Origin of the sequence: Caballeronia zhejiangensis (genome assembly GCF_022879815.1) — a bacterium.
In the GTDB taxonomy this organism is placed as follows: Bacteria; Pseudomonadota; Gammaproteobacteria; order Burkholderiales; family Burkholderiaceae; genus Caballeronia; species Caballeronia zhejiangensis.
The window spans coordinates 1,656,112-1,681,278 of sequence record NZ_CP084283.1 but is presented as its reverse complement, the minus strand read 5'-3'; the positions used below and the strand labels follow the sequence as shown (position 1 = coordinate 1,681,278).

General features: G+C 65.5%; 19 protein-coding genes. 7 read left to right on the top strand and 12 right to left on the bottom strand.

The features are described from left to right. Positions 1-29 precede the first annotated feature (29 nt). The 4 genes from LDZ23_RS08050 to LDZ23_RS08035 all read right to left on the bottom strand — a co-directional run bounded on the left by LDZ23_RS08050 (position 30) and on the right by LDZ23_RS08035 (position 3,414). Positions 30-1,052, bottom strand: a complete 1,023-nt coding sequence (locus tag LDZ23_RS08050; RefSeq protein ID WP_034473184.1) for a quinone-dependent dihydroorotate dehydrogenase — start codon at positions 1,050-1,052, stop codon at positions 30-32. Positions 1,053-1,148: 96 nt separating this feature from the next. Next, complete coding sequence (locus tag LDZ23_RS08045; RefSeq protein ID WP_033536383.1) at positions 1,149-1,976, bottom strand: arginyltransferase; 828 nt, start codon at positions 1,974-1,976, stop codon at positions 1,149-1,151. Positions 1,977-2,088: 112 nt separating this feature from the next. Beyond that, a complete protein-coding gene (aat, locus tag LDZ23_RS08040) occupies positions 2,089-2,820 on the bottom strand; it encodes a leucyl/phenylalanyl-tRNA--protein transferase (RefSeq protein WP_008349292.1) in 732 nt (243 codons plus the stop codon). A 48-nt stretch (positions 2,821-2,868) separates the two neighbouring features. After that, on the bottom strand, positions 2,869-3,414 hold the full coding sequence (locus LDZ23_RS08035) for an NUDIX hydrolase (protein WP_008349294.1): 546 nt from the start codon (positions 3,412-3,414) through the stop codon (positions 2,869-2,871). Positions 3,415-3,657: 243 nt separating this feature from the next. Between LDZ23_RS08035 and LDZ23_RS08030 the strand changes: the two genes are divergently transcribed. From LDZ23_RS08030 to moaE, 3 genes are read left to right on the top strand one after another with little or no spacing between them, the layout of a single operon-like run. Next, complete coding sequence (locus LDZ23_RS08030; RefSeq protein ID WP_034473182.1) at positions 3,658-4,887, top strand: molybdopterin-binding protein; 1,230 nt, start codon at positions 3,658-3,660, stop codon at positions 4,885-4,887. Positions 4,888-4,891: 4 nt separating this feature from the next. Next, positions 4,892-5,149: a molybdopterin converting factor subunit 1 gene (gene moaD / locus LDZ23_RS08025; RefSeq protein ID WP_034473180.1), complete on the top strand. Its 258-nt coding sequence runs from the start codon at positions 4,892-4,894 to the stop codon at positions 5,147-5,149. Between the two features lies 1 nt (position 5,150). Beyond that, positions 5,151-5,615, top strand: coding sequence for a molybdopterin synthase catalytic subunit MoaE (gene moaE / locus LDZ23_RS08020; protein ID WP_034473179.1), 465 nt, complete (start codon positions 5,151-5,153; stop codon positions 5,613-5,615). A 6-nt stretch (positions 5,616-5,621) separates the two neighbouring features. On the opposite strand, the gene LDZ23_RS08015 is transcribed toward moaE, so the two are convergent. After that, complete coding sequence (locus LDZ23_RS08015) at positions 5,622-6,167, bottom strand: group III truncated hemoglobin (RefSeq protein ID WP_034473178.1); 546 nt, start codon at positions 6,165-6,167, stop codon at positions 5,622-5,624. A 290-nt stretch (positions 6,168-6,457) separates the two neighbouring features. Between LDZ23_RS08015 and LDZ23_RS08010 the strand changes: the two genes are divergently transcribed. The 4 genes from LDZ23_RS08010 to LDZ23_RS07995 all read left to right on the top strand — a co-directional run bounded on the left by LDZ23_RS08010 (position 6,458) and on the right by LDZ23_RS07995 (position 11,603). Next, on the top strand, positions 6,458-6,967 hold the full coding sequence (locus LDZ23_RS08010; RefSeq protein WP_034473177.1) for an Rrf2 family transcriptional regulator: 510 nt from the start codon (positions 6,458-6,460) through the stop codon (positions 6,965-6,967). Between the two features lie 174 nt (positions 6,968-7,141). Then, the gene (gene clpB, locus LDZ23_RS08005; protein WP_008349306.1) at positions 7,142-9,739 is read left to right on the top strand and encodes an ATP-dependent chaperone ClpB; all 2,598 of its coding nucleotides are present in this window, start codon (positions 7,142-7,144) and stop codon (positions 9,737-9,739) included. A gap of 210 nt (positions 9,740-9,949) precedes the next feature. Next, complete coding sequence (locus tag LDZ23_RS08000; protein WP_008349308.1) at positions 9,950-10,267, top strand: helix-turn-helix domain-containing protein; 318 nt, start codon at positions 9,950-9,952, stop codon at positions 10,265-10,267. Next, the gene (locus tag LDZ23_RS07995) at positions 10,257-11,603 is read left to right on the top strand and encodes a HipA domain-containing protein (RefSeq protein ID WP_051996632.1); all 1,347 of its coding nucleotides are present in this window, start codon (positions 10,257-10,259) and stop codon (positions 11,601-11,603) included. The genes LDZ23_RS08000 and LDZ23_RS07995 overlap by 11 nt, the downstream gene beginning before the upstream one ends. Positions 11,604-11,666: 63 nt before the next feature. Here the strand turns inward: LDZ23_RS07995 and LDZ23_RS07990 are convergent, their stop codons facing one another. The 7 genes from LDZ23_RS07990 to LDZ23_RS07960 form a co-directional block, all read right to left on the bottom strand. Next, positions 11,667-12,128: a YidB family protein gene (locus LDZ23_RS07990; RefSeq protein WP_008349311.1), complete on the bottom strand. Its 462-nt coding sequence runs from the start codon at positions 12,126-12,128 to the stop codon at positions 11,667-11,669. Between the two features lie 153 nt (positions 12,129-12,281). Next, positions 12,282-12,866, bottom strand: a complete 585-nt coding sequence (locus tag LDZ23_RS07985; RefSeq protein ID WP_034473175.1) for a ComEA family DNA-binding protein — start codon at positions 12,864-12,866, stop codon at positions 12,282-12,284. Positions 12,867-13,072: 206 nt separating this feature from the next. After that, positions 13,073-15,286, bottom strand: a complete 2,214-nt coding sequence (gene pbpC, locus LDZ23_RS07980) for a penicillin-binding protein 1C (RefSeq protein ID WP_244807389.1) — start codon at positions 15,284-15,286, stop codon at positions 13,073-13,075. 4 nt (positions 15,287-15,290) lie between these two features. Continuing rightward, positions 15,291-21,314, bottom strand: a complete 6,024-nt coding sequence (locus tag LDZ23_RS07975) for an Ig-like domain-containing alpha-2-macroglobulin family protein (RefSeq protein ID WP_244807388.1) — start codon at positions 21,312-21,314, stop codon at positions 15,291-15,293. A gap of 95 nt (positions 21,315-21,409) precedes the next feature. Then, positions 21,410-22,771 (bottom strand): MATE family efflux transporter, encoded by a 1,362-nt coding sequence (locus LDZ23_RS07970; protein ID WP_034473747.1) that lies wholly within the window; start codon positions 22,769-22,771, stop codon positions 21,410-21,412. A 40-nt stretch (positions 22,772-22,811) separates the two neighbouring features. After that, on the bottom strand, positions 22,812-24,575 hold the full coding sequence (locus tag LDZ23_RS07965) for an ArnT family glycosyltransferase (RefSeq protein WP_008349322.1): 1,764 nt from the start codon (positions 24,573-24,575) through the stop codon (positions 22,812-22,814). Between the two features lie 234 nt (positions 24,576-24,809). Further along, the gene (locus LDZ23_RS07960; RefSeq protein WP_008349325.1) at positions 24,810-25,064 is read right to left on the bottom strand and encodes a type B 50S ribosomal protein L31; all 255 of its coding nucleotides are present in this window, start codon (positions 25,062-25,064) and stop codon (positions 24,810-24,812) included. Positions 25,065-25,167 lie beyond the last annotated feature (103 nt).

Genomic DNA, 25,167 nt, shown 5'->3' with positions numbered 1-25,167 from the left:
TGCTTATGTCTATATGCCGGATTGGGGCGTCACGCGAGCGCTTCGACGCACTCTTTCACGAGCGCGGGACCGCGATAGATCAGCCCCGTATAAATCTGCACCAGCGACGCGCCCGCCGCGAGCTTCGCGCGCGCGTCGTCGCCCGAGAAAATTCCGCCTACGCCGATGATCGGCACGTCGGTCCCGACCTCCGCGCGCAGCTTGCGGATGACCTCGTTCGACGCGTCGAAGACCGGACGCCCGGACAGGCCGCCCGTTTCGTCGCCGTGCTTCATGCCGGTCACGGCGGTGCGGGAAAGCGTGGTGTTGGTCGCGATCACGCCGTCGATCTTGTGAGCCAGCAACGTGCCCGCGATCGACTTGATCTGCTCGTCGTCGAGATCGGGTGCGATCTTCAGCGCGAGCGGCACGAGCTTGCCGTGCAGATCGGACAGCCGCGCCTGCTTTTCCTTGAGCGCGCCGAGCAGCGAATCGAGTTCGCCCGCGCCCTGGAGCTGCCGCAGGTTCTTCGTGTTCGGCGACGAAATGTTGATCGTCACATAGCTCGCGAACGGATAGACGCGCTCGAGGCAATACAGATAGTCCTCGGCGGCGCGTTCGATCGGCGTATCGGCGTTCTTGCCGATGTTCAGTCCCAGCACGCCGCGATAATGCGCGGCCTTGACGTTCGCGACGAACTGATCGACGCCGCGATTGTTGAAGCCCATCCGGTTGATGAGCGCGTTCGCCTCGGGCAGCCGGAAGATGCGCGGGCGCGGATTGCCCGGTTGCGCGCGCGGCGTCACGGTGCCCACTTCGATGAAGCCGAAGCCGAGCGCCGCGAGCCCGTCGATGCACGCGCCGTCTTTGTCGAGCCCCGCCGCGAGTCCGACCGGATTGCGGAACGTGATGCCCATGACGGTGCGGGGCGAATCGGGGCCGCGCTTGGCGAGCATGCCGGCGAGCCCGGTGCGGCCAGCCGCGCCGAGCATGCGCAGCGTCAGATGATGAGCGTCTTCCGCGTCCATCTTGAAGAGATGCGAACGCGCGATCGGATAGAGGGAACTGAACACGAAATGAAAGCCGGCGACGGCGAATTTTTTTAAGACCGCTATTTTAGCCGTTTCGGACGGCGTGCCGGTCCGGGCGCGCGGGAGGGACTTCGGCGGCTATTTCGGCTGGCTCGGGCCGTTGATGCGCCCGGGCATCGGCAGCGCGCCCGCGGAGTGAGTGTTCGCGGGATCGAGCAGCGTCCAGCGGCCGTCGATCAGACCTTCCAGCGGCCGGAAATTGGCCTTGTACGCCATTTTTTCGCTTTCGCGGATCCAGTAGCCGAGGTAGACGTGCGGCAAGTCGAGACTCTTCGCCTGCTCGATCTGCCAGAGGATGTTGAAGGTGCCGTAGCTCGTCTTCGGCAGATCGGGTTCGAAGAACGTGTACACGGACGACAAGCCGTCGCCGAGTATGTCGATCATGCTGATCATGCGCAGTTCGCCGGGCTCGTCCGGATGTCCCGGATGCGCGGGTTCGCGAAACTCGACGAGCCGCGAATTGATCCGGCTTTGCAGCAGGAACTGCTCGTACTGATCGCGGCTGTCGCGGTCCATGCCGCCGCCCGCGTGACGCGCCGACTGATAGCGCATGTAAAGCGCGTAATGCTCTTCGTCGTAATGCAGCGGCGCGACGCTCGCGATCAGATTGCCGTGCAGCTTCCAGACGCGCCGCTGCGCCCGGTTCGGCACGAAGCGCGCGACCGGCACGCGCACCGGCACGCAGGCGCGGCAGCCGTCGCAATACGGTCGATACGTGAAGACGCCCGAGCGCCGGAAGCCGGCCTTGACGAGTTCGGTGTAGACGTCGGAGTTGATGAGATGGCTCGGCGTGGCCACCTGCGAGCGCGCAACACGCCCTTCCAGATAGCTGCAAGGGTAGGGCGCTGTTGCATAGAATTGCAGCGCGGAAAGCGGTGACAGCGGCAGCTCGTTCGGATGTGTCACGTTGGCGGCTCTCGCAGGCGTCGTCTCGTCGTTGCCGGCCGGCGCGCGAGATCGTCTTCAGGCGCGCGGCGGCTGCATTGCATGTGTCGCTCGGGCATCACGCGCGTAACGTTTAGCGTGCCAGCACGTCGAGAAGGACGGATTTGTCGAAGCGCCAGCCGATCGCCGGTTCCGCCGTCGCCCGTCTCAGATGCGCGACGAACGCGCGGCGCGCGATCTCGCGGCCGCCCAGCGACGCCAGATGCGACGTGTTCTGCTGGCAGTCTATCATCTCAATTTGATTGCGGCGCAAGTGTCCGACGAGCGCCGCAAGCGCGATTTTCGACGCGTCGGTCTTGTGCGCGAACATCGACTCGCCGAAGAACATGCGCCCGAACGACACGCCGTACAGTCCGCCCACGCGCACGCCGTCGAACCACGTCTCGACGCTGTGCGCGTTGCCTGCGCGATGCAAGGTCGTGTAGGCATCCACGATATCCGACGTGATCCACGTTCCGCGCTGGCCGTCGCGTGGCGTGTCGGCGCAGGCGCGCATCACGGCGGGAAAATCGTCGTCGACGCGGATCTCCCAGACCGGATCGCGCACCACGCGCTTCAAGGTCTTGCGCAGCGAATCCGACACCTTGAACTCGGCCGGAAACAGCACCATGCGCGGATCGGGACTCCACCACAGCACGGGCTGGCCGTCGGAATACCACGGGAAGATGCCGCGCCCGTAAGCATCGATGAGCCGCGACGGCAGAAGATCGGCGCTCGCGGCGAGCAGGCCCGGCGCGCCGCTCGCCGCGCCGAGCGCGCGCTCGACGGGCGGGAAGGGATCGTCGTCGGCGAGCCAGGGAACCATGTTCTCGGGAGGGCGGCGTTCAGTGAGATTCGTCGGACAGCGGCGGAATCAGCCGTCGCGCAGCGTGCGGAAGATGTCGCCCGTATGCAGCGTGAAGTTGCCGGCGGCGCGATCGGCGAAGAAGAATCGCAGCGTCTGTCCGACCGTCGGAAAGGCGATCTCGTCCCACGGAATCTCGCTTTCCTCGAAGAGCTTCACTTCCAGACTCTCCTCGCCGGGATCGACTTCGATATCGAGCAGCCGCGCCAGATAGAACAGATGCACCTGATGCACGTGCGGCACGTTGAGCAGCGTGAAGAGACTTTGAATCTCCACGCGCGCGCCCGCTTCCTCGAGCGTCTCGCGCGCGGCGCCTTCGCTCGTCGTTTCCTGCATTTCCATGAAGCCCGCGGGCAGCGTCCAGTAGCCGTAACGCGGCTCGATCGCGCGACGGCACAGCAGCACCTTGTCGTCCCACACCGGCACGGTGCCCACGACATTGCGCGGATTCTGATAGTGAACGGTGCCGCAGTTGTTGCAGACGAAGCGCTCGCGGTTGTCGCCGGGCGGAATGGCGAGACCGACCTCGTGGCCGCAGAGGGAACAGAATTTCATGGAAATGGACGTGGGAAGTGTGCTGCGAGTGTATCACCGCACCGCCGCGGCTTTGAGGCGCGCGAATGGATTGCGGTATCGGTCGCGGCGCATGTCCGGCGTGCCCGGCGGCGAAGGTGCGACGCCTGCCTTCTCGCTACAATAGTTGACCGGAATTGCAATGTCCCTTTCACGATCAGGCCGCCGCGCGCGTCCCAACCGAACGCCATGTCATCCACGCCAGCCGCTTCAAGCCGTCCTCCGATGCTCGCCACCGCCGACGCGCTCGGCCGTCTGCTCGACGCCGCGCGTCAGGTCGACGCCCGCGAGCGCGTCGACACGCTCGATGCGCTGAACCGCGTGCTCGCCGCCGACGTGACCTCGCCGCTCGACGTCCCGCCGATGCACACCAGTTCGATGGATGGCTACGCGGTTCGCATCGCCGATCTCGCTGGCGCGAGCGAAGGCGCGCCGGTCACGTTGCGGGTGTCGCAGCGCATCCCGGCGGGGCACGCGGCCGAGCCGCTCGCGGCGGGTACGGCCGCGCGCATCTTCACCGGCGCGACGGTGCCGCCCGGCGCGGATGCCGTCGTCATGCAGGAAATGGCCCAAGCGTCGGACGACGGGCGCGTCGCGTTCGGGCAGGCGCCCACGGCGGGCGAGTGGATCACGCAACAAGGCGCGGATATCCGGCGCGGCTCGGTGATCCTGCCCGCGGGCACGCGCCTGACGCCGCAGGCGCTCGGGCTCGCGGCGTCGGTCGGATGTGCGCAGCTCGAGGTCGTGCGGCGCGTGCGCGTCGCGATCTTCTTCACCGGCGACGAACTGCGCATGCCGGGCGAGCCGCTCGAACCCGGCGCGATCTACAACTCGAACCGCTTCACGCTGCGCGCGCTGCTCGCGAAGCTCGGCTGCGAGGTGACGGATCTCGGCATCGTGCCGGACCGGCTCGATGCGACGCGCGAAACCTTGCGGCGCGCGGCGGCGGATCACGATCTCATCCTGACGTGCGGCGGCGTGTCGGTCGGCGAGGAAGATCACGTGAAGCCGGCGGTCGAGGCCGAAGGACGCATTTCGATGTGGCAGATCGCGATGAAGCCGGGCAAGCCGCTCGCGTTCGGCGCGGTGCGGCGCGGCGGCGCGGTTGGCGATGAGGCGTTTTTCATCGGCTTGCCGGGCAATCCGGTTTCGAGTTTCTGCACGTTCCTGCTGTTCGTGCGGCCGTTTCTGCTGCGGCTCGCGGGCGTGACGAACGTCGCGCCGCGCGTCTATTCGATGCGCGCCGACTTCAGCCAGAAAAAAGGCGATCGCCGCAACGAATTCCTGCGCGCGCGCGTGAACGCGTCGGGCGGCCTCGATCTCTTCGAGAATCAGAGCTCGGCCGTGCTGACATCGACCGTCTGGGGCGATGGTCTCATCGACAATCCGCCGAATCATGCGATCGGCGCGGGCGAGATCGTGCGCTTCATCCCATTTTCAGAACTGACGCGGTAGAGAAATGAAGATCGATTTGAGATTTTTTGCGAGCGTGCGCGAGGCGCTGGGCGTCGCGAACGAGACGGTCAGCGTGCCGGACACGGTGGTCAATGTCGGCGACGTGCGCGCGTGGCTGCGCATGCGCGGCGGCGTGTGGGAAGAGACGCTCGCGGAAGGCCGTGCATTGCGCATGGCCTGCAATCACGTGATGACGAGTCCGTCACAGCGCATCACCGAGGGTTGCGAAGTGGCGTTCTTTCCGCCTGTGACGGGTGGCTGAGATGAACACGCGTTCGAAAATCCGCGTGCAGGAAGCCGATTTCGACATCAGCGCGGAAGTGGCCGCGTTGCGCGCCGACAATCCGAAAGTGGGCGCGGTCGCGTGTTTCGTCGGCACGGTGCGCGATCTGAACGAAGGCAGCGCCGTCGAGACGATGGAACTCGAGCATTACCCCGGCATGACGGAAAAATCGCTCGAAGCGATCGCCGATCAGGCGCGCGAGCGCTGGCGCGGCTCGGACGTGCTGATCGTGCATCGCGTGGGCAAACTCAAGCCGCTCGATCAGATCGTGCTCGTCGCGACGACGGCGATGCATCGCGCGGAGGCGTTCGAATCCTGCGCCTTCGTGATGGACTATCTCAAGACGCAGGCGCCGTTCTGGAAGAAAGAGAAGACCGAAGCGGGCGAACGCTGGGTCGACGCGCGCGAGTCCGACGATACGGCGCTCGCGCGCTGGCAGACCTGACCGGCGTCATTTTTCGTCGGCCGACTTGCCGATGAACTTCGCGGGAAACGGCTCGGCGTCGGGACGCTCGGGGAAGCGCGGCTCGGGCGCGCCGCCCGTGCGCTGCCGCTTCAGCGCCGCGAGGAGTTCCTGCTGCTCGACGGGAATCTCGTAGTCCCAGCCGAACTTGCTCAACTGCAAGCTCTGCGCGATGCGCAGCGCGGGTTCCATGAACTGCACGGCCGCGGCCGGCTCATAGCGCGACTCGACCGTGTTGAGAAACAGCGACAGCCAGCGCGCGAAGTGTTGCGGCTCGATATCGTCGATCGGGCGATGCGCTTCCTGCACGTTGCCGCGATATTGCTTCGATCCGAGCACGAGACTCGACCAGAAGGTGGTCATTTTGGCGAGATGCTCGTCCCAGCGGCCGGCGAGCGCGCGCGAAAAGATCGGCCCGAGGAGCGCATCGTCATCGACGCGCCGATAGAAGGCTTCTACCAGCGCGCGGACATTGGCTTCGCTGGGTGCGCGTTCGCGAGGGGCATCGGCGGAAAGGTGTTCGGTGTTCGTCATCTTTGAAACAGTGAAGGCGGATCAGATATTTTCCGGCGAAGAATGTAAAGATGCCGCAAAATGGCGCATCCATGCGGCCGATTCGTCGACGCGCGTCTCAAGCCGTACGAAAAGCACGCTTGTACGGATTCCGTGCATTTTGGTACGACGCGGGCGAGCGGTGCGCCGATGGTAAGTCAGCCACGTCCGCTCGTGTCATCGTCCCTCGTCTTGACGCGGACTCCTTGACGATACGCGCGTTTCGTCGAAATCCCGAGGCGCTTTTGCATCCACTTTCTCCGCGCGAGATCATGCGACTCACCGATTACACCGATTATTCGCTGCGCGTCCTGCTCTATCTCTCGGTTCGACCTTCCGGCCTTTCGACGATTCAGGAAATCTCGGATGCATATGGCATTTCGAAGAACCATCTGATGAAAATCGTCCAGCAGCTTGGCGAACTCGGGTGGGTCGAGACCGTGCGCGGCCGCAACGGCGGACTGAAACTTTCATCGCGGACGAACGACCTCACGATCGGCGACATCGTGCGCAGAACCGAAAGCGATTTCGCGCTCGTGGGCTGCCTCGTGAATCAGCCGGCGGATCGGCAAGCCTCGTCGCACGCGCGCTGCGTCATTCAGCCGGCCTGCCGGTTGCGCGGCGTGCTGGCAGCCGCGCGCGACGCCTTTCTCGCCGAACTCGACAAGCACACGGTCGGCGAGCTCGCTCAACCCGCGAACGATCTGGCGGCTCTGCTCGGCATCGTCAGCATCGCGCCGATTGCGGTGGGTGCGCCCGGGGCGCTTCGCGCGCCTTCGTGATTCCAGCCGGCACGCGTTGAACGAAACCCGGACGCCGTAGGTCAATTCAGAGCCTGGGCGGTTGGCTGCCGCCATTGTCGAAGAGCAAAAAGAGCACTTTCCGGCCCAAACGATGCTTGAAAGTGACAAAAAGCGCCTCATTTTGGTCGTATTCAGAATCGGAGCTTTTAAAAAATGAGAATCGACAAACTCACCACCAAATTTCAGGAAGCGCTGTCCGACGCGCAGAGCCTCGCGGTCGGGCGCGACAACCAGTACATCGAACCGGTGCATTTGCTGGCCGCGCTCATCGCGCAGCAGGACGGCTCCGCGCGCTCGCTGCTGTCGCACGCGGGCGTGCAGGTTCAGGCGCTGCAAACGGCGCTCAACGAAGCGATCAACCGTCTGCCGCAAGTCCAGGGCACCGACGGCAATGTTCAAGTCAGCCGCGAACTCGCGGGCCTGCTCAACGCCGCCGACAAGGAAGCGCAGAAGCTCAACGACACGTACATCGCGAGCGAGATGTTCCTGATCGCCGTCGCGGATGACCGTGGCGAAGCCGGCCGTCTCGCGAAGCAGCACGGCCTGACGCGCCGTGCGCTCGAAGCCGCGATCAACGCCGTGCGCGGCGGCGCGCAGGTCAATAGCCAGGACGCGGAAAGCCAGCGCGAGGCGCTCAAGAAATACACCGTCGATCTGACCGAACGCGCCCGTGCGGGCAAGCTCGATCCGGTCATCGGCCGGGACGATGAAATTCGCCGCTCGATCCAGATTCTCCAGCGCCGCACGAAGAACAATCCGGTGCTGATCGGCGAGCCGGGCGTCGGCAAGACGGCGATCGTCGAAGGACTCGCGCAGCGCATCGTCAATGGCGAAGTGCCGGAAACGCTCAAGGGCAAGCGCGTGCTCTCGCTCGACATGGCCGCGCTGCTCGCGGGCGCGAAGTATCGCGGCGAGTTCGAGGAGCGCCTGAAGGCCGTGCTGCACGACATCGCGAAGGACGAAGGGCAAACCATCGTCTTCATCGACGAAATTCACACGATGGTCGGCGCGGGCAAGGCCGAAGGCGCGATGGACGCCGGCAACATGCTCAAGCCGGCGCTCTCGCGCGGCGAGCTGCATTGCATCGGCGCGACGACGCTCGACGAATACCGCAAGTACATCGAAAAGGACGCGGCGCTCGAGCGGCGTTTCCAGAAAGTGCTCGTCGATGAACCGTCGGTCGAGGCGACCATCGCGATTCTGCGCGGCTTGCAGGAGAAGTACGAACTGCATCACGGCGTCGAGATCACCGATCCGGCTATCGTCGCGGCGGCGGAGTTGTCGCATCGCTATATCACGGACCGCTTTTTGCCCGACAAGGCCATCGATCTGATCGACGAAGCCGCGTCGCGCATCAAGATGGAAATCGATTCGAAGCCCGAAGAGATGGACAAGCTGGATCGTCGTCTCATTCAGCTGAAAATCGAGCGCGAGGCCGTGAAGAAGGAGAAGGACGAGGCGTCGCAGAAGCGTCTGCAACTCATCGAAGAGGAAATCGACCGGCTCAATCGCGAGTATTCCGATCTCGAGGAAATCTGGACTGCCGAGAAAGCGGCGGTGCAGGGCAGCGCGCAACTGAAGGAAGAAATCGAGAAAGTGCGCGCGGATATCACGCGTCTGCAGCGCGAAGGCAAGCTGGAGAAGGTCGCCGAGTTGCAATACGGCAAGCTGCCGGAACTCGAAGCGCGTCTGAAGCAGGTGACGCAGGCCGAATCGCAGGAGCAGAACAACCCGACGCGTCCGCGTCTTCTGCGCACGCAGGTCGGCGCCGAGGAAATCGCGGAAGTCGTGTCGCGTTCCACCGGCATTCCCGTTTCGCGGATGATGCAGGGCGAGCGCGAGAAGCTGCTGCAGATCGAAGCGAAGCTGCATGAGCGCGTGATCGGCCAGGACGAGGCGATCGGCGCCGTCGCGGACGCGATTCGCCGCTCGCGTGCGGGTCTGTCGGATCCGAATCGTCCGTATGGCTCGTTCCTGTTCCTCGGGCCGACGGGCGTCGGCAAGACGGAACTGTGCAAGGCGCTCGCGGCGTTCCTGTTCGATTCGGAAGATCATCTGATCCGCATCGACATGAGCGAGTTCATGGAGAAGCACAGCGTCGCGCGTCTGATCGGCGCGCCGCCGGGATACGTCGGTTATGAGGAAGGCGGCTATTTGACCGAGGCCGTGCGCCGCAAGCCGTACAGCGTGATTCTGCTCGATGAAATCGAGAAGGCGCATCCGGACGTGTTCAACGTGCTGCTGCAAGTGCTCGACGACGGGCGCATGACGGACGGTCAAGGCCGCACCGTGGACTTCAAGAACACGGTGATCGTGATGACGTCGAACCTCGGCTCGCAGGTCATTCAGGGCATGGTCGGCGAGCCGCAGGAAAGGGTGAAGGACGCCGTGTGGGAAGAAGTGAAGCTGCACTTCCGGCCGGAATTCCTGAACCGTATCGACGATGTCGTCGTGTTTCATGCGCTCGATCGCACGAACATCGAGTCCATCGCGAAGATTCAGCTGGCGCGTCTGCACGAGCGGCTCGCCAAGCTCGATATGGACCTCGACGTCTCGGATGCAGCGCTCGCGCAGATCGGCAAGGTCGGATACGACCCGCTGTTCGGCGCGCGCCCGCTGAAGCGCGCGATCCAGCAGGAGATCGAGAATCCGGTCGCCAAGCTGATTCTGGCGGGGCGGTTCGGGCCGAAGGACGTCATTCCCGTCGATGTGCGGGAAGGCCAGTTCGTGTTCGATCGCGTGGTGCATTGAGGGCGGTTCGGTCGTAGCGGTAGCGCGGCGGCGGTCGGGCGAAAAAGGCAACGGAGCGATTCGTTGCCTTTTTTGTTTCTATAATCCGTGCGATCGCACGGATTTCCGCGCGGAGCACGTGCGATGAATGAAAATCCATTCGTTTGCATGGATTATCGTGATCTCATACAATGACTCGGTTTTGTCCCTGCGATCGCACGGATTCAAATTATGGAAATCGATATTCGAACGGCGAGCGAAATCGGCGTCGCAGTGCGTGCGGCGCGCAAAGCGCAACGGCTTCGCCAGGACGATGCGGCCGGCAGCATCGGCGTCAGCGAGAGCTTTCTCGGCAAGGTCGAGAAGGGCGCTGAGAGCGTGCATTGGGGCAAGCTGTTCCAAGTGCTCGAAGGCTTGGGCGTGCGCGTGACGGTCGATATCCCGGACGAAGCGGGTGAGCTTTTCGCGGGAGAGGCGGTCAAGCGTTACGTCCGCGTCGAGCGCGCCGAGAAACGTCGTCGCGCACGAGAGGACGCGGATGAGTCCTGAGACCATCGCGACGCTCGAAGGCCGCCGCAATCTGATCGCGAGCATCAACGACGTCGAAGTGGGCGTGCTCAACGCCGACGACGACATCTGGTCTTTCTCCTATCTGCCGGCGTGGCGCGACAGCGTGGACGGTTATCCGCTGAGTCCGGCGCTGCCGCTGCAACCGAACGCGTTGTGCGACGGCAGCACGCGCCGCTCGGTGCAGTGGTACTTCGACAACCTCCTTCCGGAAGAAGGCCAACGCACGCTGCTCGCGCGCGACGCGGCCATTCGCAACGAAGCCGATGCCTTCGCGCTGCTCGCGCACTACGGTGCCGAATCGGCGGGTTCGGTGACGCTGCGTCCACCCGGTGCAAGCGACGAGCAACCGCCCGCCGAGCGCTTGCTGCCCGACGAAGCGTTGCAGGCGCGGATCGACGCGTTGCCCCGCCTGCCGCTCACGCACGACGCACTCAAACGCATGTCGCTCGCCGGCGCGCAGCACAAGCTGGCGGTGGTGTTGCGCGACGACGCGTTGTTCGAGCCGGCAGGCCGCACACCGTCGACGCATATCCTCAAGCCGAATCATCAGGACACCGATGACTATCCGCACTCGGTCATCAACGAATGGTTCGTGATGAAGCTCGCCGACAAGCTGCGCCTCGGCGTTCCGGGCGTGCATCGGCGCTACGTGCCTTCTCCCGTGTATCTCGTGGATCGCTTCGACCGCGAGTCGCGGGCGGGACAATGGCGCCGGCTGCATAGCATCGACGCTTGCCAGTTGCTCGACCTCGCGCGCACGTTCAAGTACGAGCAGGGCAGCGTCGAGCAACTCGCGACGCTGGCCGCGCGTTGCCGAAATCAGGCGTCCGCACGCACGCGGCTCTTTTCGTGGCTCGTGTTCAATGTGCTGGTGGGCAATTCGGACGCGCATCTGAAAAACCTGAGTTTCCTCGTCTCGCGCCAAGGTATTCAGCTTGCGCCGTTCTACGACCTGCTGAGCGTAGCCGCATACGCGACGCCGTCGTATCAAAAGGACGCATGGCCGAAGCGGGCATCGTTCGCGTGGGACATCCTCGGCGCGCGCTACTACGACGACTTCGATCGCGCGTTGATGCTGCGGGCGGGCGAAGTGCTCGGTATCGCCAGGACGACGGCCGAACGGCTGCTGGATGCGCTCGCAGGTTCGATCGTGCGCGCGGCCGCCGATCTGTACGCGCGCGTCGAAGAGAAAAACGCGGCGTTGCTCGCCGAGCGGCCGGGACTCGCTGCGACGCTCGGCGGCGAGCTGATGTGTCTGCGTGTGATCCGCTACACGATCATCGAGGACATGACACGCAAGCTTGCAGCCGCCTGAAACGCAAAAGCCCCGCTCGGTTCAACGCCGGCGGGGCTTTCGATTCAATGCGTGAAAGCGCGTTCAGCCTTGCTTGGGCTCTTCGCTCTTGCCAAAAAGACCTGCGAGGCCGCCAAGCGAGCCCAGAACGCCGGTCAGATCGAGCTGGCCTTCGGGCGGCACCTCACCGTTCGGCGTTGCGCGATCGACGATATGCGGCAGCACCGCCGCGAGCATGCCGGACAGTTGGTCGCCCGAGACGCCTGCTTTCTGCGCGAGCGCGCCGACGTTGTCCTGCCCGAGCACGTTCGTGAGCGTGTCCGGGCTGATGGGCTTGTTCTCGCCCGTGCCGATCCACGACTGGACCACGTCGCCCGCGCCGTGTTGCTGGAAGCGCTGGATCAGGCCCATGAGGCCGCCGGGCTGGCTGTTGACGAAAGCGAGCGCCGCTGCGATCAGCGCGGCCTGGCCGGACTGAGCCGGTTGGCCGCCCGGTTGTTGCGACGAATTGCCGAGGGTGGAGGCGAGGATATCGAGTAGGCTCATGACGGTCTCACTACGAGAGGTTGCGGGGTGGGTTCGCCTGTGCCGCCGCATTCGGCTCGGAACCGGTCGCGGCGGCGCGGGCATCGGCCGCGAGCGGCCGTTCGACGATGGTCATACGAAGGCAAGTTTCCTTCGACAAGGTTCCCCGAAGAATCACTGACTGGCAGCCGCGGCGCTGGCGGCCTTATCTTTCTTGCTGCGTTTCGATTGTGCGGGCTTCGCTTCGCTCGCGGCGGAAGGGCTCGACGCACTCGCTGCTGCCGACGCTACGCTGTCCTTTTTCGATTTTTTCGACGCCTTCGTTCCCGATGCTGGCGCGGCAGGCGTCGTGGCCGGCGTCTGCGCCGTCGTGGCTGCGGGCGAGGTCGCGCCGGTGGCCGCGGTCGACGATTTGACCGTCGAGTTCGGCGCGGCGCTGCCGCCTTGCGTCGACGGCGTCGCGGGCTTCGACGGTTTGCCTGTCGGCGGCAGCGACGAGCCGCCGATCGTCAGCCCATTCTGTTCCAGATTCGTCACCGATTTGGCGCCGAGACCCTTGACGCGAGTCGCGAGATCGTCGGCGTCCTTGAAGGGGCCGTTCTTCGTGCGCTCGTCGATGATCGCCTTCGACTTCACCGGCCCCAGACCCTTCACCGATTCCAGCGCGGCTTGATCGGCGGTATTGACATCGACCGCGGCGAACGCCGCTCCCATCGACAGCACGAACGCAAAGCACAGCATCAGCAGCTTTTTCAGCATGACGGCACTCCAGGCTTGAGAGAAAGGATGAATCGATAAGTTCGGGCCAATCGGGAAGATGCCGTTAAGGATAGGGCAAAAAACCGTCCCGAACGATGGCGCCCGCATTGTGCACGACCCCGCCGCGCGCACCGCGCCCGCGCACAATCTTTAACGTTGCAAAACGCTGCACGGATGACGTCGCTGTTTTAGCGGGCGTGCGCGCATCACTTCGATGTGCGCGCGGACGTCTTCGCGAAAGCGCCGCGGACCTCGAAGCCGACTTTATCGACGACTTCGCCTTTTGCATCGACCAGTTCGAGCACATGTCGGCCCGGCCACGGCAGCCATGCCGCTCGGGCGTCGTGACCGTAGGGTTTGCCGTCGAGCCGCCACGCGAGGCGCGCGCTGCCGTCCACGCGGGTGAACCACACGCGCTGACGCGCCGGCGGAATGTCAGGGTCGAGCGCGAAGATCGTGCCGTCCGTCGGTGCGCCGATGCGTGCGGCCCGCGCGTCGGCGTTCGCGCCGCGCGCCGCCTGCGCCGCGTTCGCCGTGAGACCGATGGCGCTCATCTGCGTGCCGCGCACGAACCACTCGCTGCGCGCCGGTTCGATGTCGTTCTGATACGTGACGCGCGTCGTCACGACGCCCGATGGCGCTTGCGGCGCGCGGCTATCCGATCGCCGGTTCAGATAGTTGACGATCGCGTTCCACGCCGGCGCCGCGCCCGTCACGCCGGAAACGTCCCACATCGGCGCGCCGTCGGCATTGCCGACCCAGACGCCCACGGTGTAGCGCGATGTGAAACCGATCGCCCAGTTGTCGCGCATGTCCTTGCTGGTGCCGGTTTTCACGGCGCTGAAGGTGCGCGTGGCGAGCACGCTGTCGAAGCCGAACGTGCGCGTGCGTGCGTTGTTGTCCGCGAGGATGTCGGTGACGATGAAGCTCGCTTCCGGGCTGAAGACGCGCGTGCCCGCCTGCGCCGGCCGATGGTCCGCGAGATCGAAGAAGGGCTGTGCGACGCCGCCGTTCGCGAGCGTGCGATACGCGTTGGCGAGCGTCGCCAGCGTCACGTCCGCGCTGCCGAGCGCGAGGGAAAAGCCATAGTAATCGCCTGCTTGCGACAAAGGCAGCCCGAGCGCGACGAGCGTCTTCGCGAAGCGATGCGGCGTGACCATCACGAGCGTACGCACCGCCGGCACGTTGAGCGACGAGCCGAGCGCGGTTCGCACGCTTACCCAGCCCTTGAAGTCGTGATCGTAGTTTTGCGGAATGTAGAGGCCGCCGCCGGTCGCGAGATCGAGCGGCGCGTCGTCGAGCAGCGTGGCGGCGGTGACGCGCTTTTCGTCGATCGCCTGCGCATACAGAAAGGGCTTGAGCGTCGAGCCGGCCTGACGTGCCGCGAGTACGGCGTCGACTTCCGGCGCGTTCGACAGGCCGCCCGCCGAGCCGACCCACGCGAGCACGTCCCCCGAACGATTGTCGATCACGATGGCCGCCGCGTCGTGCACATTGCGCGGATGCGCGCGCGCGTTCAGTTCGGCGAGCGTGCGGGCGAGCGTATCGCGGGCGAAGCGTTGCAGGCGCGCGTCGAGCGTGGAGCGCACGCGCGCGCCGGCCTTCGGATGCACTTCGCCCGCGATGCGTCGCGCGAGATGCGGCGCGAGTGCGTCGTCGCCCTGAGCGAAGGCGGGCGCGGACGCGGTGCGGGTCAACGTGAGCTGCACGTAGCTGTCGAGATTGATGCACGGATCGACGCTCTGCGCGACGCCGTGCAGCGTCTGCATGTCGCGCAGAATCACGCACGCGCGCGCGGCGACCTTCGCAAAGGGCGCGTTCGGCGCGCGCACCAGCGCGGCGGCGAGCGCCGACTCGCGTTCGTCGAGACCGGAAGGGGCCTTGCCGAACAGCGTCTGCGATAGCGCCGACAACCCGACGATCTCGCCGCGAAACGGCACGAGATTCAGATACGCCTCGAGAATCTGATCCTTGCGCCAGGTGCGTTCGAGCCACAGCGCGCCGATTGTCTGCCCGGCCTTTTCGCCGATCGAACGGCGGCCGGCGCGCTTGCCGTCATCGTCGATGAGACCGGTGAGTTGCATCGTCACCGTCGATGCACCGCGCGTACGCGTGTTCCACAAATTGCCCCACGCGGCTGCCGCGGCGCCGCGCCAGTCGACGCCCGCGTGCTGGTAGAAACGCCTGTCCTCCGATACGACGATCGCTTCGCGCAAGGCGGGCGACACGTCGGACAACGCGATCCAGTCGCCGCGCCGCGCGCTCTTGTCGACGCGCGTGCGCGCGAGCGGCTCGCCGTCGCGCGAGAGCAGCACCCAGTCGGAGCTGCGCCAGTTCGCGCGCACTTCGTCGAAGCCCGGCTGCGCCTGCGCCGGCATCGATAGCGCGCATGCGATCAGAAGGCAGGCGGCGCGTTTCATCGGATCACTTCGCGGCGAGCGGCTTGACGACCACCGGCGCATTCGGCAGCGCGCCGAACGCCGACGGCGCGTAGAGCGCTTCGACGCGCGTCGGCGGCAGGCCGAACGTGCCCGGATTGTTCAGGCGGATCGTGTATTCGACGCTCAGCTTGCCCTTCGGCAGATAGTCGTAATACGCGCGATAACCATCGAAGCCACGCTCGACGAACGCGGGCCACGCGCCGTCATCCCGCTTCTCGCCTTCGGTCGCCGCAGCCGAATCGCGTCCGAGACCGGAGCCGAGGATCGTCGCGCCCGCGGGAATCGGATCGTTGACGACGACCCACGTCATGTCGCTTTGCGCGTCGATGTCGAGATGCACGCGGACGATATCGCCGCGCGAAAGCACGCCTTTCACGGCGGGATCGATCGGCGTGACGGTTTTCGCGATGCGATAGCCCGCCGCGAACGGCGCCTTCAACGCGACAGCCGCGAGACTTTCGATCGTCGCCCACGGCTTGCCCGTGCCGTCCTGCGAGAGCGTGAGCGAACCGCTGCTCCACGGCAGCATCACGCTGCGCGCGTTCGCGTTCTTCGTCGCGGGCGTGGCCGAGGCGGGCGCGGGCGTGGACATGACAGCGGCGCTCCAATTCACGCTTTGCGCCGATGCGCCCAGCTGGATCGACGCGTGACCCGTCACCGGCGTGCTCTCGAAGAGTTGCGAGAATCGGCCGACGGCGAGCGCGCCCCACAGATTGGCGGTCGTCGTTTGCCACGCGCCGTGCTTCTGCAACGCGAGCAGGCCCGCGACGACGCGCGGCATTTCGTCCTTCCAGCCGGGCGCATCTGCGAAGATGAGCGCGGTGCGCGCGGCGTTGGTTTCCGTGCCGGTCATGAGCCACCAGAGATCGTCGTCGCGCTCGGTCGAGAACGTGAGTCGCGTGCCCTGATACGTCAGACGCGCGCGAATGATCTGCTCCGCCTGCGCACGCTTCTCGTCGCGATTCGGAATGCCGTCGACGCGCGACAGGATTGCGTAGTAGTCCAGCACCGCGGATGTCGGCCACTGATCCGGCGCGACCGTGATCGAGCCGAGCATGCGCGGCTGTGCAAGGCCATAGCGCGAGAGCGCTTCGATCGCGGCGAGCTTCCTATCGTCGAGATCGTTGCGCGGCGCCCAGAACTTGCGCTCGAGCTTGCCGTCGACGAAATTCGCGAGGCCCGCCGCCATCTGATTGCGCAAATCGTCGGGCAGCGCGAAACGGCGATCCTGTTTCGCGGCTTCATCGGTGACGGCGAGCAGATAGGCCGTGAGGGCGGGGCTGCCGGTCGGGCGCTCGTCGTCGGCGGGCGGGAAGTAGTTCGCGAGGCCGTCGCGATCGAGATACGACGGCATCCGCGCGAGCACGCCTTGCCAAAGCGCTGCGTCCATCAGGCCGAGCGCGCGCGAAGTCTGCTGTTCGAGGCAACTGTACGGATAGCGCTCGAACCAGCGACGCACGCCGGGCAGTCCTTCGGCGAGCTTCGATTGCAACGACACCGCGATGCCGCCGCGCACGGCGCCGTCGCTCGACTTGATTGCATCGGCGGGCGGCGCGACGGGCAGCGTGAGCGTGCCGTCGACTTGCGCGAGGGTCGCCTGCTGGACATTGACGGGAATCGCCGCGACGACTTTCTGCGTCAGTTTGACGGCATCGCTCGCCCTGGGTCCGGCCTGTTCGGACGCGGTCACGTTCCATTCCAACGCTGCGGATGAATTCGCGCCGAGCACATCGGGCGTCGTGACCTCCCACGCGACTTCCTGCGACGATTCCGGCGCAAGCTCGACCGTGCGCGCATCGAGCGCCAGCGCGCCGGCATGCGGCGTGATGACGACGCGCATCGTCCGCGCGGTCGTGTTGCGCAGCGTGAACTGCGCGCGGAACGAATCGCCGACACGCACGAGCGGCGGCAATCCCGATATCAGTTGCAAGTCCTGCGTGCTCTGAATCGATGCGCTGCCGGTGCCGAACTGTCCCGCGCCGACCGCCGCCACCGCGACGATGCGAAAGCGCGTGAGCGCGTCGTTCAGCGGAACGTCGATGGTCGCTTCGCCTTTGGCATCGAGCGTGACGCGCGGATTCCACAGCAGCAGCGTGTCGAACAGTTCGCGCGTCGCGCTGTGTCCGCCGCCGCCGCCCGCAGGCACCGCCTTGCGCCCGAAGTGCCGCCGCCCGACGATCTCCATCTGCGCGGTCGCCGTCTGCACGCCGTACGCGCGCCGTTCGAGCATCGCGTCGAGCACGTCCCAGCTTCGATTCGGCATCAGTTCGAGCAAGGCTTCATCGACGGCCGCGACGGCGATCTGCGTGCCCGCGGGCGCGGGCTTGCCATCGGGCAGCGCGACTTTCACCTTGACGTGCGCCTTGCCTCGCACGGTGTACGACTTCGCATCCGGACTCACGCTGACCGCGAGCCTGTGCGCCGCCGTGCCGACCTTGATCGACGCCAGCCCGTAGCGGAACGCGGGCTTGCTCAAATCGACGAGCGGCGTCGGCGCCTGATACTGACGGCCTTCGTACCAGAACGCGCGCGCCCATTCGACCGGCGCCTTCCATCCCCAAGTGAAGAAGGAATACCACGGCACTTCGCGGATGCGTCCGCGCAACGCGAGCACCGATATGTACACGTTCGGCGCCCACGACGCTTCGATTTTGAGCTCGACGCTCGGATCGGTGCCGTTCAGTTCGACGACGCGCGTCTCGACGATGCCCTCGCGCTCGACGGCGACGAGCGCCGTCGCGGAGCGGAACGGCATGCGGACCTGGAAGCGCGCGGTTTCGCCGGGCTCGTAACTCGTCTTTTCCGGCAGCACGTCGATGCGGTCGGTGTTCTCGCCGCCGAACCACAGCTCGTCCGCGCGCGTGACCCACACGGACGTACTCGCGTTGGCCGCGCGGCCGTCGCCGTCTTTCGCGATCGCGATGACATCGACGTTGCCGGCATCCTTCAGCTTCGCATCGCACGAGACGATGCCGTGATCGTCGCTCTTGCCGCTGCACAGCGTGCCGAGATCCTTGATCTCCGTGTGGTTGTCGTAAGCGTAGAAGCCGCCGACCATGCGCTTTCTCGAGCTCGACATCACGCGAGCGACGGCCTTGATCTCCACCGACACGCCCGCGCGCGGCTTGCCCTGCAGATCTAGCGCGATCGCCTGCACCGGCAGCGCGCCGCCGACCGATACCCAATGTCCCGCTTTCACGCCGACCGCGACGTCGGCGGGCCACAGCGTCGTGCCGCCGCTGATCGTCTGAATCTCGCCGTTCGGATCGGCGAAGCTCGCTTCGAGCGTGAGACGCTTCGGCGATTCGAGCGCCGGCAGCGGCTTGATCGTGACCTTGCCGGCGCCTTCGCGATCGAGCGTGACGCGCAGCTTGTCGGCGACGAGCTTCGTCGTCGCGTGGTCTTCCTGCTCGCTGTCTTCGTCTTCGTCTTCGGCCGGCGCGCTCGCGCCGTCGTCCGTCGGCTTGCGGTAAGGCGCGAAAGTGAACGCTTCGTATTGCGAAGCGAAGGGCGGCGCGGCATCGCGCACGAGCGCGGAAACCTGCACCGGCAGATTCGATGCCGGTCCGCCCTGCACGTATTCGAGCCGCACCGCGACCGGCGCTTCCTGCGCCGCGACGAGACCGGACGCTTTGGCCTCGCCGGCCGTGATCGAGCCTTTGAACACCGGCAGGCGGAATTCCTCCACGCGGAAGCTGCCGGCTCCGTACGACTGCGTCACCGGGTTGTCGTTGTCGTTGGCGTTGCCGCTATCGTCGTCGGATGAAGCTGTGCCGTTGTCGAGCGACACGCTGTATTCGCCGAGCTTCGCGGCGGCGGGCACGGCGAAGGTCGAATCGGCGCTGTGATCGGCGGCCCATTTGAGCGGCAAATGCCACGTCTGTCCGCTGCCGACGTGCCGGATCGTCACGCGCGTTGGATAGCTCTTCGGAAACGCGAAGCCGCCGAGCGTTTGCACGCGCAGCAGGTGCTTCATGGATACGGTTTCGCCCGCGCGCAGCAGCGTGCGGTCGAACACCGTATGCGCGCGCGTCGTGCGCGCCGCGCTCATGTCGGTCGGCACGTTGAAGCGCCACGATTCGATGCCGCGATCCCAGTCCGATGTCACGAACGCCATGTCCGGACCGCTCACGGGATCGTTCACGCGCGCGGACACGAAAAAGCCGCCCCACGCGAGACTGCGCTCGTTGCATCGGCGCACGGACGCGAGCGGCTTGCCGATTTTCGCGATGCCTTGCGCATCGGTTTTCGCGGTGGCGATTTCATCGCCGTTGCAGTCGGTGACGCGCACGTCGGCGTTCGCGACGGGCTTGCCCTTGTCGAGCGTCGTGACCCAGACGACGCTGTTCTCGCGTCCCTCTTTGAAATGCACGCCGAGATTGGTGACGAGCACTGACGTTCGCATGTACATCGCCTGATTCTTGTCGAGCAGCGATGCGCCGAGCGCCGGCGAACTCAGTTCGACGACATAGAAGCCCGGCTTTGTCAGCGGAATGCCGACGACTTCGAACGGACGCAGCGCTTTCGGATCGGCGGCGGGCAGGGCGAGGGTTTCGACGCCGCGCTGTTTCGCGAGCATCGACAGCGAACGAATGTCGATTTGCGGATCGTTCGACACCGAGCCGTCCCTGTTCGGGATGATGACCGGCTCGATACCGTTGTTCAGCATCGCGGGCATGAGCTTTTCGATGGACGAGCGCGACATCGAGACGCCGTCGAACATGTCGACGGCGCGCATCCACTCGCGGATGTCCGTGTCGGCGTCGAGCTTGAGCTTCGTGATCTGCGACGTGCCCGAATGGAGCCCTTGCACATGCAGGTCCGCTTCGACATGACGCAGCGTGACCGGCAGCATCGCCGGCATGCCGGGTTCCGCGAATCGCTCGATGATGCCGAACGTGCCCGACGAGAATTTCGCGAGCGGCGGCATCGCGGCGGTCGCGGTCTTGAGCGGGAAAAGGTCGGCGTTGGCGAGCGTGCGGCCGCTCACGTCTTTCAGATTCGCGGGCGCCTCGATGGTGAGACTGGCGCGCTCGGGCAGCGGCGCGGCGAACTCGATGCCGCTGACTTCCGCATCCTTGTCGCTAGGATCGAAGTGAGGCGCGGCGCTTCCTTTCGGACCGCGCAGTGCGAACTTCTGCGCATCGGCGCGGCTGATCGGCGCGGAGAACGTGAGGCGCATCGGCCGCAGCGGCGTGCACGGTGCGTTGGCGTTTTCGCGCTCGCAGGAGAAACCGGCGGTGAAGGGCTTGCGCACGTCGAAGTTGAAGCGCTTCTCGACGTCATTGGCGATGCCGCTCGATCCCGTCACGCCCGTGCCGTACACGAGCTGCATTTTCGTCGCGGACGGCAACGTTTGCTGGCACGCGAGCGTCAGTACGCGATCGCTCTCTTTCTCCAGGCGGAAGTGTTTGAGCAGCGCGGCGCGCGTGGCGTCGTCGACGGCGCGGACCGGAATGCGATTGCCGAGCGCGCTCGATTCGCACCAGACATGCTGCAGCACGGACGCCTGCGTCGCCGGGCCGTTCAGACGCAGCACGAAGGCCTGATTTTCTTCGATGTCGCCGTAGCCCGGCATGATGCGTGTGACGAACGGTCCGCCCGTCTGGAACGCGAAGTGGCGCGGGCCGGAAAGCGCGTTGCCGGCCGTGGATTTGAGGGTGTCCGAGAGATCGAGCGCGCAGCGCACGCCGGGCGGCAGATCGTGCTCGAAGTCGAAGGCCCAGGTCTTGGCGTCGATCCAGCGGCCCGAGCCCGCGGTAGCCGATGCGCCCGCGCCGCTACAGGCGATCTTGCCGGGCGCGGCGGCGGCCGCATTGCCGAAGGCGGTCATCGGTTCGTCGAACTTGGCGACGACCTGCCGCACTTGCGCGACCTTGCCTTGCGGCGACACGCTCGTGATGCGCGCGGCATCGGCCCGATGAAGCGCGGCGCTTAATCCCAACGCGGCGATCAGCGTGGTTGCGGCCAGAATCCATTTTTTTTGTGACGTTGTTATGCGGCTCATCCACTCGCTCCGAGTTTTCCTCGACGCGAAATTCTACTGGAGCCTTACGTCGATCTTTCGTCGGCTGCGCTCGGGCGACGCTTTTTAACGGAAGATCAATCTGCGTGCACGTTCGGCAGATGCCGCGAACTCACGCGCCGCCAATACACGAACAAGCCGACGCCCGCGACGCCGAGGCTCGCCGAATTCGCGATCCAGAAGCCGCGCGCGCCCTGCAGCCATTCGGGCACGCCGCCGCCGACATCGAAGCCGAGCAGATAACCGCCGCCTAGCCCGATGCCCCATAGCGCGATCGCGTAGATCACGGTCGGCACGAGCGTCACCTTGTATGCGCGCAGGATGAACGCGGTGGTGATCTGCAGCGCATCGCAGAAGTGATAGAAGAAGATGATGAGCACGAGCGGCATCGCGGCCGCGATCACGTTCGCATCGGGTGTGTACGCCGCGATCACGAGCGGACGCGCCGCGAGCAGGAGCACGCCGTACACGAGCGCGAGCACGCACGCCATGCCGATGCCGTGACGCGAGATGGAGCGGGCGTCGTCGTAGCGTTGCGCGCCGAGCGCCTGCGACACGAGCGTCGACGACGCGATGCCGATCGCGAGCGGCGTCATGTACAGCACCGCGCCGAGATTGCCCGCGATCTGATGACCGGCGAGCGTCGTCGTGCCGAAGCGCGAGATAAAGAGCGCCATGAACGTGTACGACGTGACTTCGATCAGATACGAGAGGCCCATCGGAATGCCGAGTCGCATAAGCGCGAGCTGACGCCGCCAGACCGGCCAGCAGAAGTGCGAGAAGATGGCGAACGGGCGGAAGAACTCGACCTTGAGGAGCACCGTCATGCCGACCGCCGCCAGCACCCAGTTGATGAGCGTGCTCGCGAGCGCGCAACCCGGACCGCCCAGCGCCGGCACGCCGAATCCGCCGAAGATGAACCACGTGTTGAGCGGAAACTTGAGCAGCAGGCCGCCGACCTGCAGGAACATCACGAGGCGCGGCTTGCCGACCGCGTTCGTGAGCGAGCTATAGACGCGAAACGCGAGGCTCGCGGGCAGGCCGAACGACAGAATGCGCAGATAGTCGACGGTGCGGTCGTGCAGCGCGGGCGGCGTCTTGGCGAGCGACAGAAGCGGCTCGGGATGGAACAGCAGCACGAAGCCGATCACGGCGAGCGCGGCGGCGAGCCAGAACGCCTGACGCGTCTCTTCGCCGATTTCGCTTTCGCGGCCCGCGCCGAAGAGCTGGCCGGCGATCGGCTGCAGTGCGACGAGAATGCCCGTCAGGCCGATATACACCGAGATATAGACGGAACCGCCGAGACCGAGCGCGGCGAGATCGGTGGCGGAGAAGCGGCCGACCATCGCGGTGTCGATCACGCCGAACGCGATCACCGCGAGCTGGCCGATCAGCACCGGCCAGGCGAGCGCGGCGATCTTGCGCACATCGCTCAGCATGCCGGTCGTACTCGCGGAAGTCGGTATCGCGCGCATCGTATTACTGCGCGCGGCGCAGGCTCTTCGGGCGCAGCGGTTTCTTCGCCGGCGGCACGGGACGCTCGATGCGCACGTAGAGACGGAACCGCTCGTCGCGGTCGGCGACGCGCCGGCCTTCCCAGACGAGCTTCCACTGGAACGCCGACATCGACGACGGCTCGCCGTAATCGGCCGGATCCTGGCGCAGGATCACATCGCAATCCTCATCGAACGCGAAATGCATGCCGCCGAAATACGCGAAGGTGGCGATCTGCGCGTCGCCGAGGCGTACGGGCGAGATGCAGGTGTAGTCGGGCGGCAGATGATCGGCAATTTGCTCGGCCACGTCGCGATACGTCCGGCTGTAGTTCACGACCGGCAGCCACAGCGTCATGAGTAGGACCCACATGAGCGTGGTGCCCGCACTCGACAGCACGACGCTGCGCCACAGCACCTTCGGATGACGGGCGAGCCGCCAGCGCGCGAGCAGGAACCAGCAGACGGTCACGGCCACCGCGCACACAAAGGAAATCAGCTTGAACTCGGGATGGAAACCCGGAGCGAGACGCGCGAGATTGCGGGCCATCGCCGAGGGGAAGCCGAACATGCCGGCGGTCCACACGAGCCACACCAGCGAGCCGATGATCGTGAAACTCAGCATCGCGAACCAGTCGATCGCGTTGATCGCGCCGCGCTTGAGGGTAGGCAGCGCGAACGTCGCGAGCACCGAAAGCGGCGGCAGAAGCAGCATGAAGAGCCGGTTGGTCTCGTGCGCCTGCAGCACGACCAGCACGAGCAGCGGCCCGATGATCGACAGCGGCACCCCGACGTGCGGCGAGCGGCGCAGTCCGCCCCAACTGACGAACGCCCACACCGCGAGCGGCCACGCGGGCCACGTGAAGAGCGGCAGGTTCTTGATCGCGTAGCCGAATATCGAACCGGGCGTGCCGGAGAAGAACGAGAAGCTGTTGCGCCACCATTGGCGCAGCCACCATTCGCCGTCATCCGGGAAGTAATGCAGTGTCGGCAGCACCCATGCGCCGATCAGCAGGATCGCGACCGGCAGCCCGAAGATCAGGAGCGGCGCGGAGCGGATTTGTTTGACGACGATCGTCATCGCGAGCGTGCAGAGCAACAGCGCGAAGACGAGCACCGGCGAGCTCGACAGGCCGACTACGCCAAGCGCCGCGCCCCACACGAGACCGCCGTGGATCGGCTTGTCGAGGCTGCGCACGAGGCCGTAGAGGAGCATCGCGGTGCCGGCGAACTGCGCAAGCTGCGGCGTGGTCTCGTGGCCGCGCTCGGCGAGTCCGAAGCACGCGAGCAGAATCAGCAGTGCGCCATCGGCGAGCGTGCGGCCGTAGTCGCGCGGCTCCGGTTCGCCGCCGAACGCATATTTGAAGGGCTGGGCCTCGTCGCGCCGGCCGAGCAGATAGGCCGAATACCAGACGAACGCGCAGGCGAGACAGAAGAGCAGGCCCGTGACCACGCGCGATGCGTTGCTCGCATCGACCCACGGACTCAAAAGCCGAATCGCCGATGCGCCGAGCCAGTACATCAGCGGGCCGTCGGCGGTCGGCGCCTTGCCGACCAGGTTAGGCAGCAGCCAGTCGCGCGCGTCGCCATTGGCCATCGTCCACATGACGCCGAAGCCGCCCGCATCTTCGTTCTTCCACGGATCGCGGCCGAACAGTCCGAACGACGCATAGGTGATGCAGATGGCGAGCAGAAGCCAGCGCGGCAGGGCGCTGGTGGCGGAGGCGGTCAGACGAACGACAGATCGCATGCGTGAAGGCTTGATGGAGAGCGGCCCGCTGATTCGCGCTGGATGCGCGACGGGGCCAAAGCAACCGGCATTGTAGTCGCGCGGCGGCGTAAAGGGCGGTTCATCGAAGCTCGCCGTAACCCGCGCAACAATGCATGCCGGATGCAGCAAGGGCGGTGCGGTGGCATGCGCCAAGCTGCCGGCGACAAAAAAGGGCAGCCGAAGCTGCCCTTTTCGCTGAAGCCGAAGCCCGACTTACTTCTTGGTGGAGAAGCGCGCGAACTTGTTGTTGAACTTCTCGACGCGGCCCGCCGTGTCCATGATCTTTTGCTGACCGGTGTAGAACGGGTGCGATTCCGACGACACTTCGATTTTCGCGAGCGGGTAGGTCTTGCCGTTGAATTCGGCGGTTTCGCGCGTCTGGATGGTCGAGCGGGTCACGAACTTGAAGTCGTTCGACATGTCGACGAACAGGACTTCGCGGTAATCCGGGTGAATGCCTTCTTTCATGGTCTTTCCTGGTATCTGGCGGTAGCCAACCCGTTGCACTCGTTTTTTAGTGCCGCGCGAGTCACTTGCCTAGGGTCGAAAAACGGCGATTATGCCAGAAAAT

Bases quoted from the DNA above. Each gene is read 5' to 3' on its own strand.
- aat (WP_008349292.1), bottom strand. From the start codon at position 2,820: ATGGTTCCCTGGCTCGCCGACGACGATCCCTTCCCGCCCGTCGAGCGC.
- LDZ23_RS08035 (WP_008349294.1), bottom strand. From the start codon at position 3,414: ATGAAATTCTGTTCCCTCTGCGGCCACGAGGTCGGTCTCGCCATTCCG.
- LDZ23_RS08030 (WP_034473182.1), top strand. From the start codon at position 3,658: ATGCTCGCCACCGCCGACGCGCTCGGCCGTCTGCTCGACGCCGCGCGT.
- moaD (WP_034473180.1), top strand. From the start codon at position 4,892: ATGAAGATCGATTTGAGATTTTTTGCGAGCGTGCGCGAGGCGCTGGGC.
- moaE (WP_034473179.1), top strand. From the start codon at position 5,151: ATGAACACGCGTTCGAAAATCCGCGTGCAGGAAGCCGATTTCGACATC.
- LDZ23_RS08015 (WP_034473178.1), bottom strand. From the start codon at position 6,167: ATGACGAACACCGAACACCTTTCCGCCGATGCCCCTCGCGAACGCGCA.
- LDZ23_RS08010 (WP_034473177.1), top strand. From the start codon at position 6,458: ATGCGACTCACCGATTACACCGATTATTCGCTGCGCGTCCTGCTCTAT.
- clpB (WP_008349306.1), top strand. From the start codon at position 7,142: ATGAGAATCGACAAACTCACCACCAAATTTCAGGAAGCGCTGTCCGAC.
- LDZ23_RS08000 (WP_008349308.1), top strand. From the start codon at position 9,950: ATGGAAATCGATATTCGAACGGCGAGCGAAATCGGCGTCGCAGTGCGT.
- LDZ23_RS07995 (WP_051996632.1), top strand. From the start codon at position 10,257: ATGAGTCCTGAGACCATCGCGACGCTCGAAGGCCGCCGCAATCTGATC.
- LDZ23_RS07990 (WP_008349311.1), bottom strand. From the start codon at position 12,128: ATGAGCCTACTCGATATCCTCGCCTCCACCCTCGGCAATTCGTCGCAA.
- LDZ23_RS07985 (WP_034473175.1), bottom strand. From the start codon at position 12,866: ATGCTGAAAAAGCTGCTGATGCTGTGCTTTGCGTTCGTGCTGTCGATG.
- pbpC (WP_244807389.1), bottom strand. From the start codon at position 15,286: ATGAAACGCGCCGCCTGCCTTCTGATCGCATGCGCGCTATCGATGCCG.
- LDZ23_RS07975 (WP_244807388.1), bottom strand. From the start codon at position 21,314: ATGAGCCGCATAACAACGTCACAAAAAAAATGGATTCTGGCCGCAACC.
- LDZ23_RS07970 (WP_034473747.1), bottom strand. From the start codon at position 22,771: ATGCTGAGCGATGTGCGCAAGATCGCCGCGCTCGCCTGGCCGGTGCTG.
- LDZ23_RS07965 (WP_008349322.1), bottom strand. From the start codon at position 24,575: ATGCGATCTGTCGTTCGTCTGACCGCCTCCGCCACCAGCGCCCTGCCG.
- LDZ23_RS07960 (WP_008349325.1), bottom strand. From the start codon at position 25,064: ATGAAAGAAGGCATTCACCCGGATTACCGCGAAGTCCTGTTCGTCGAC.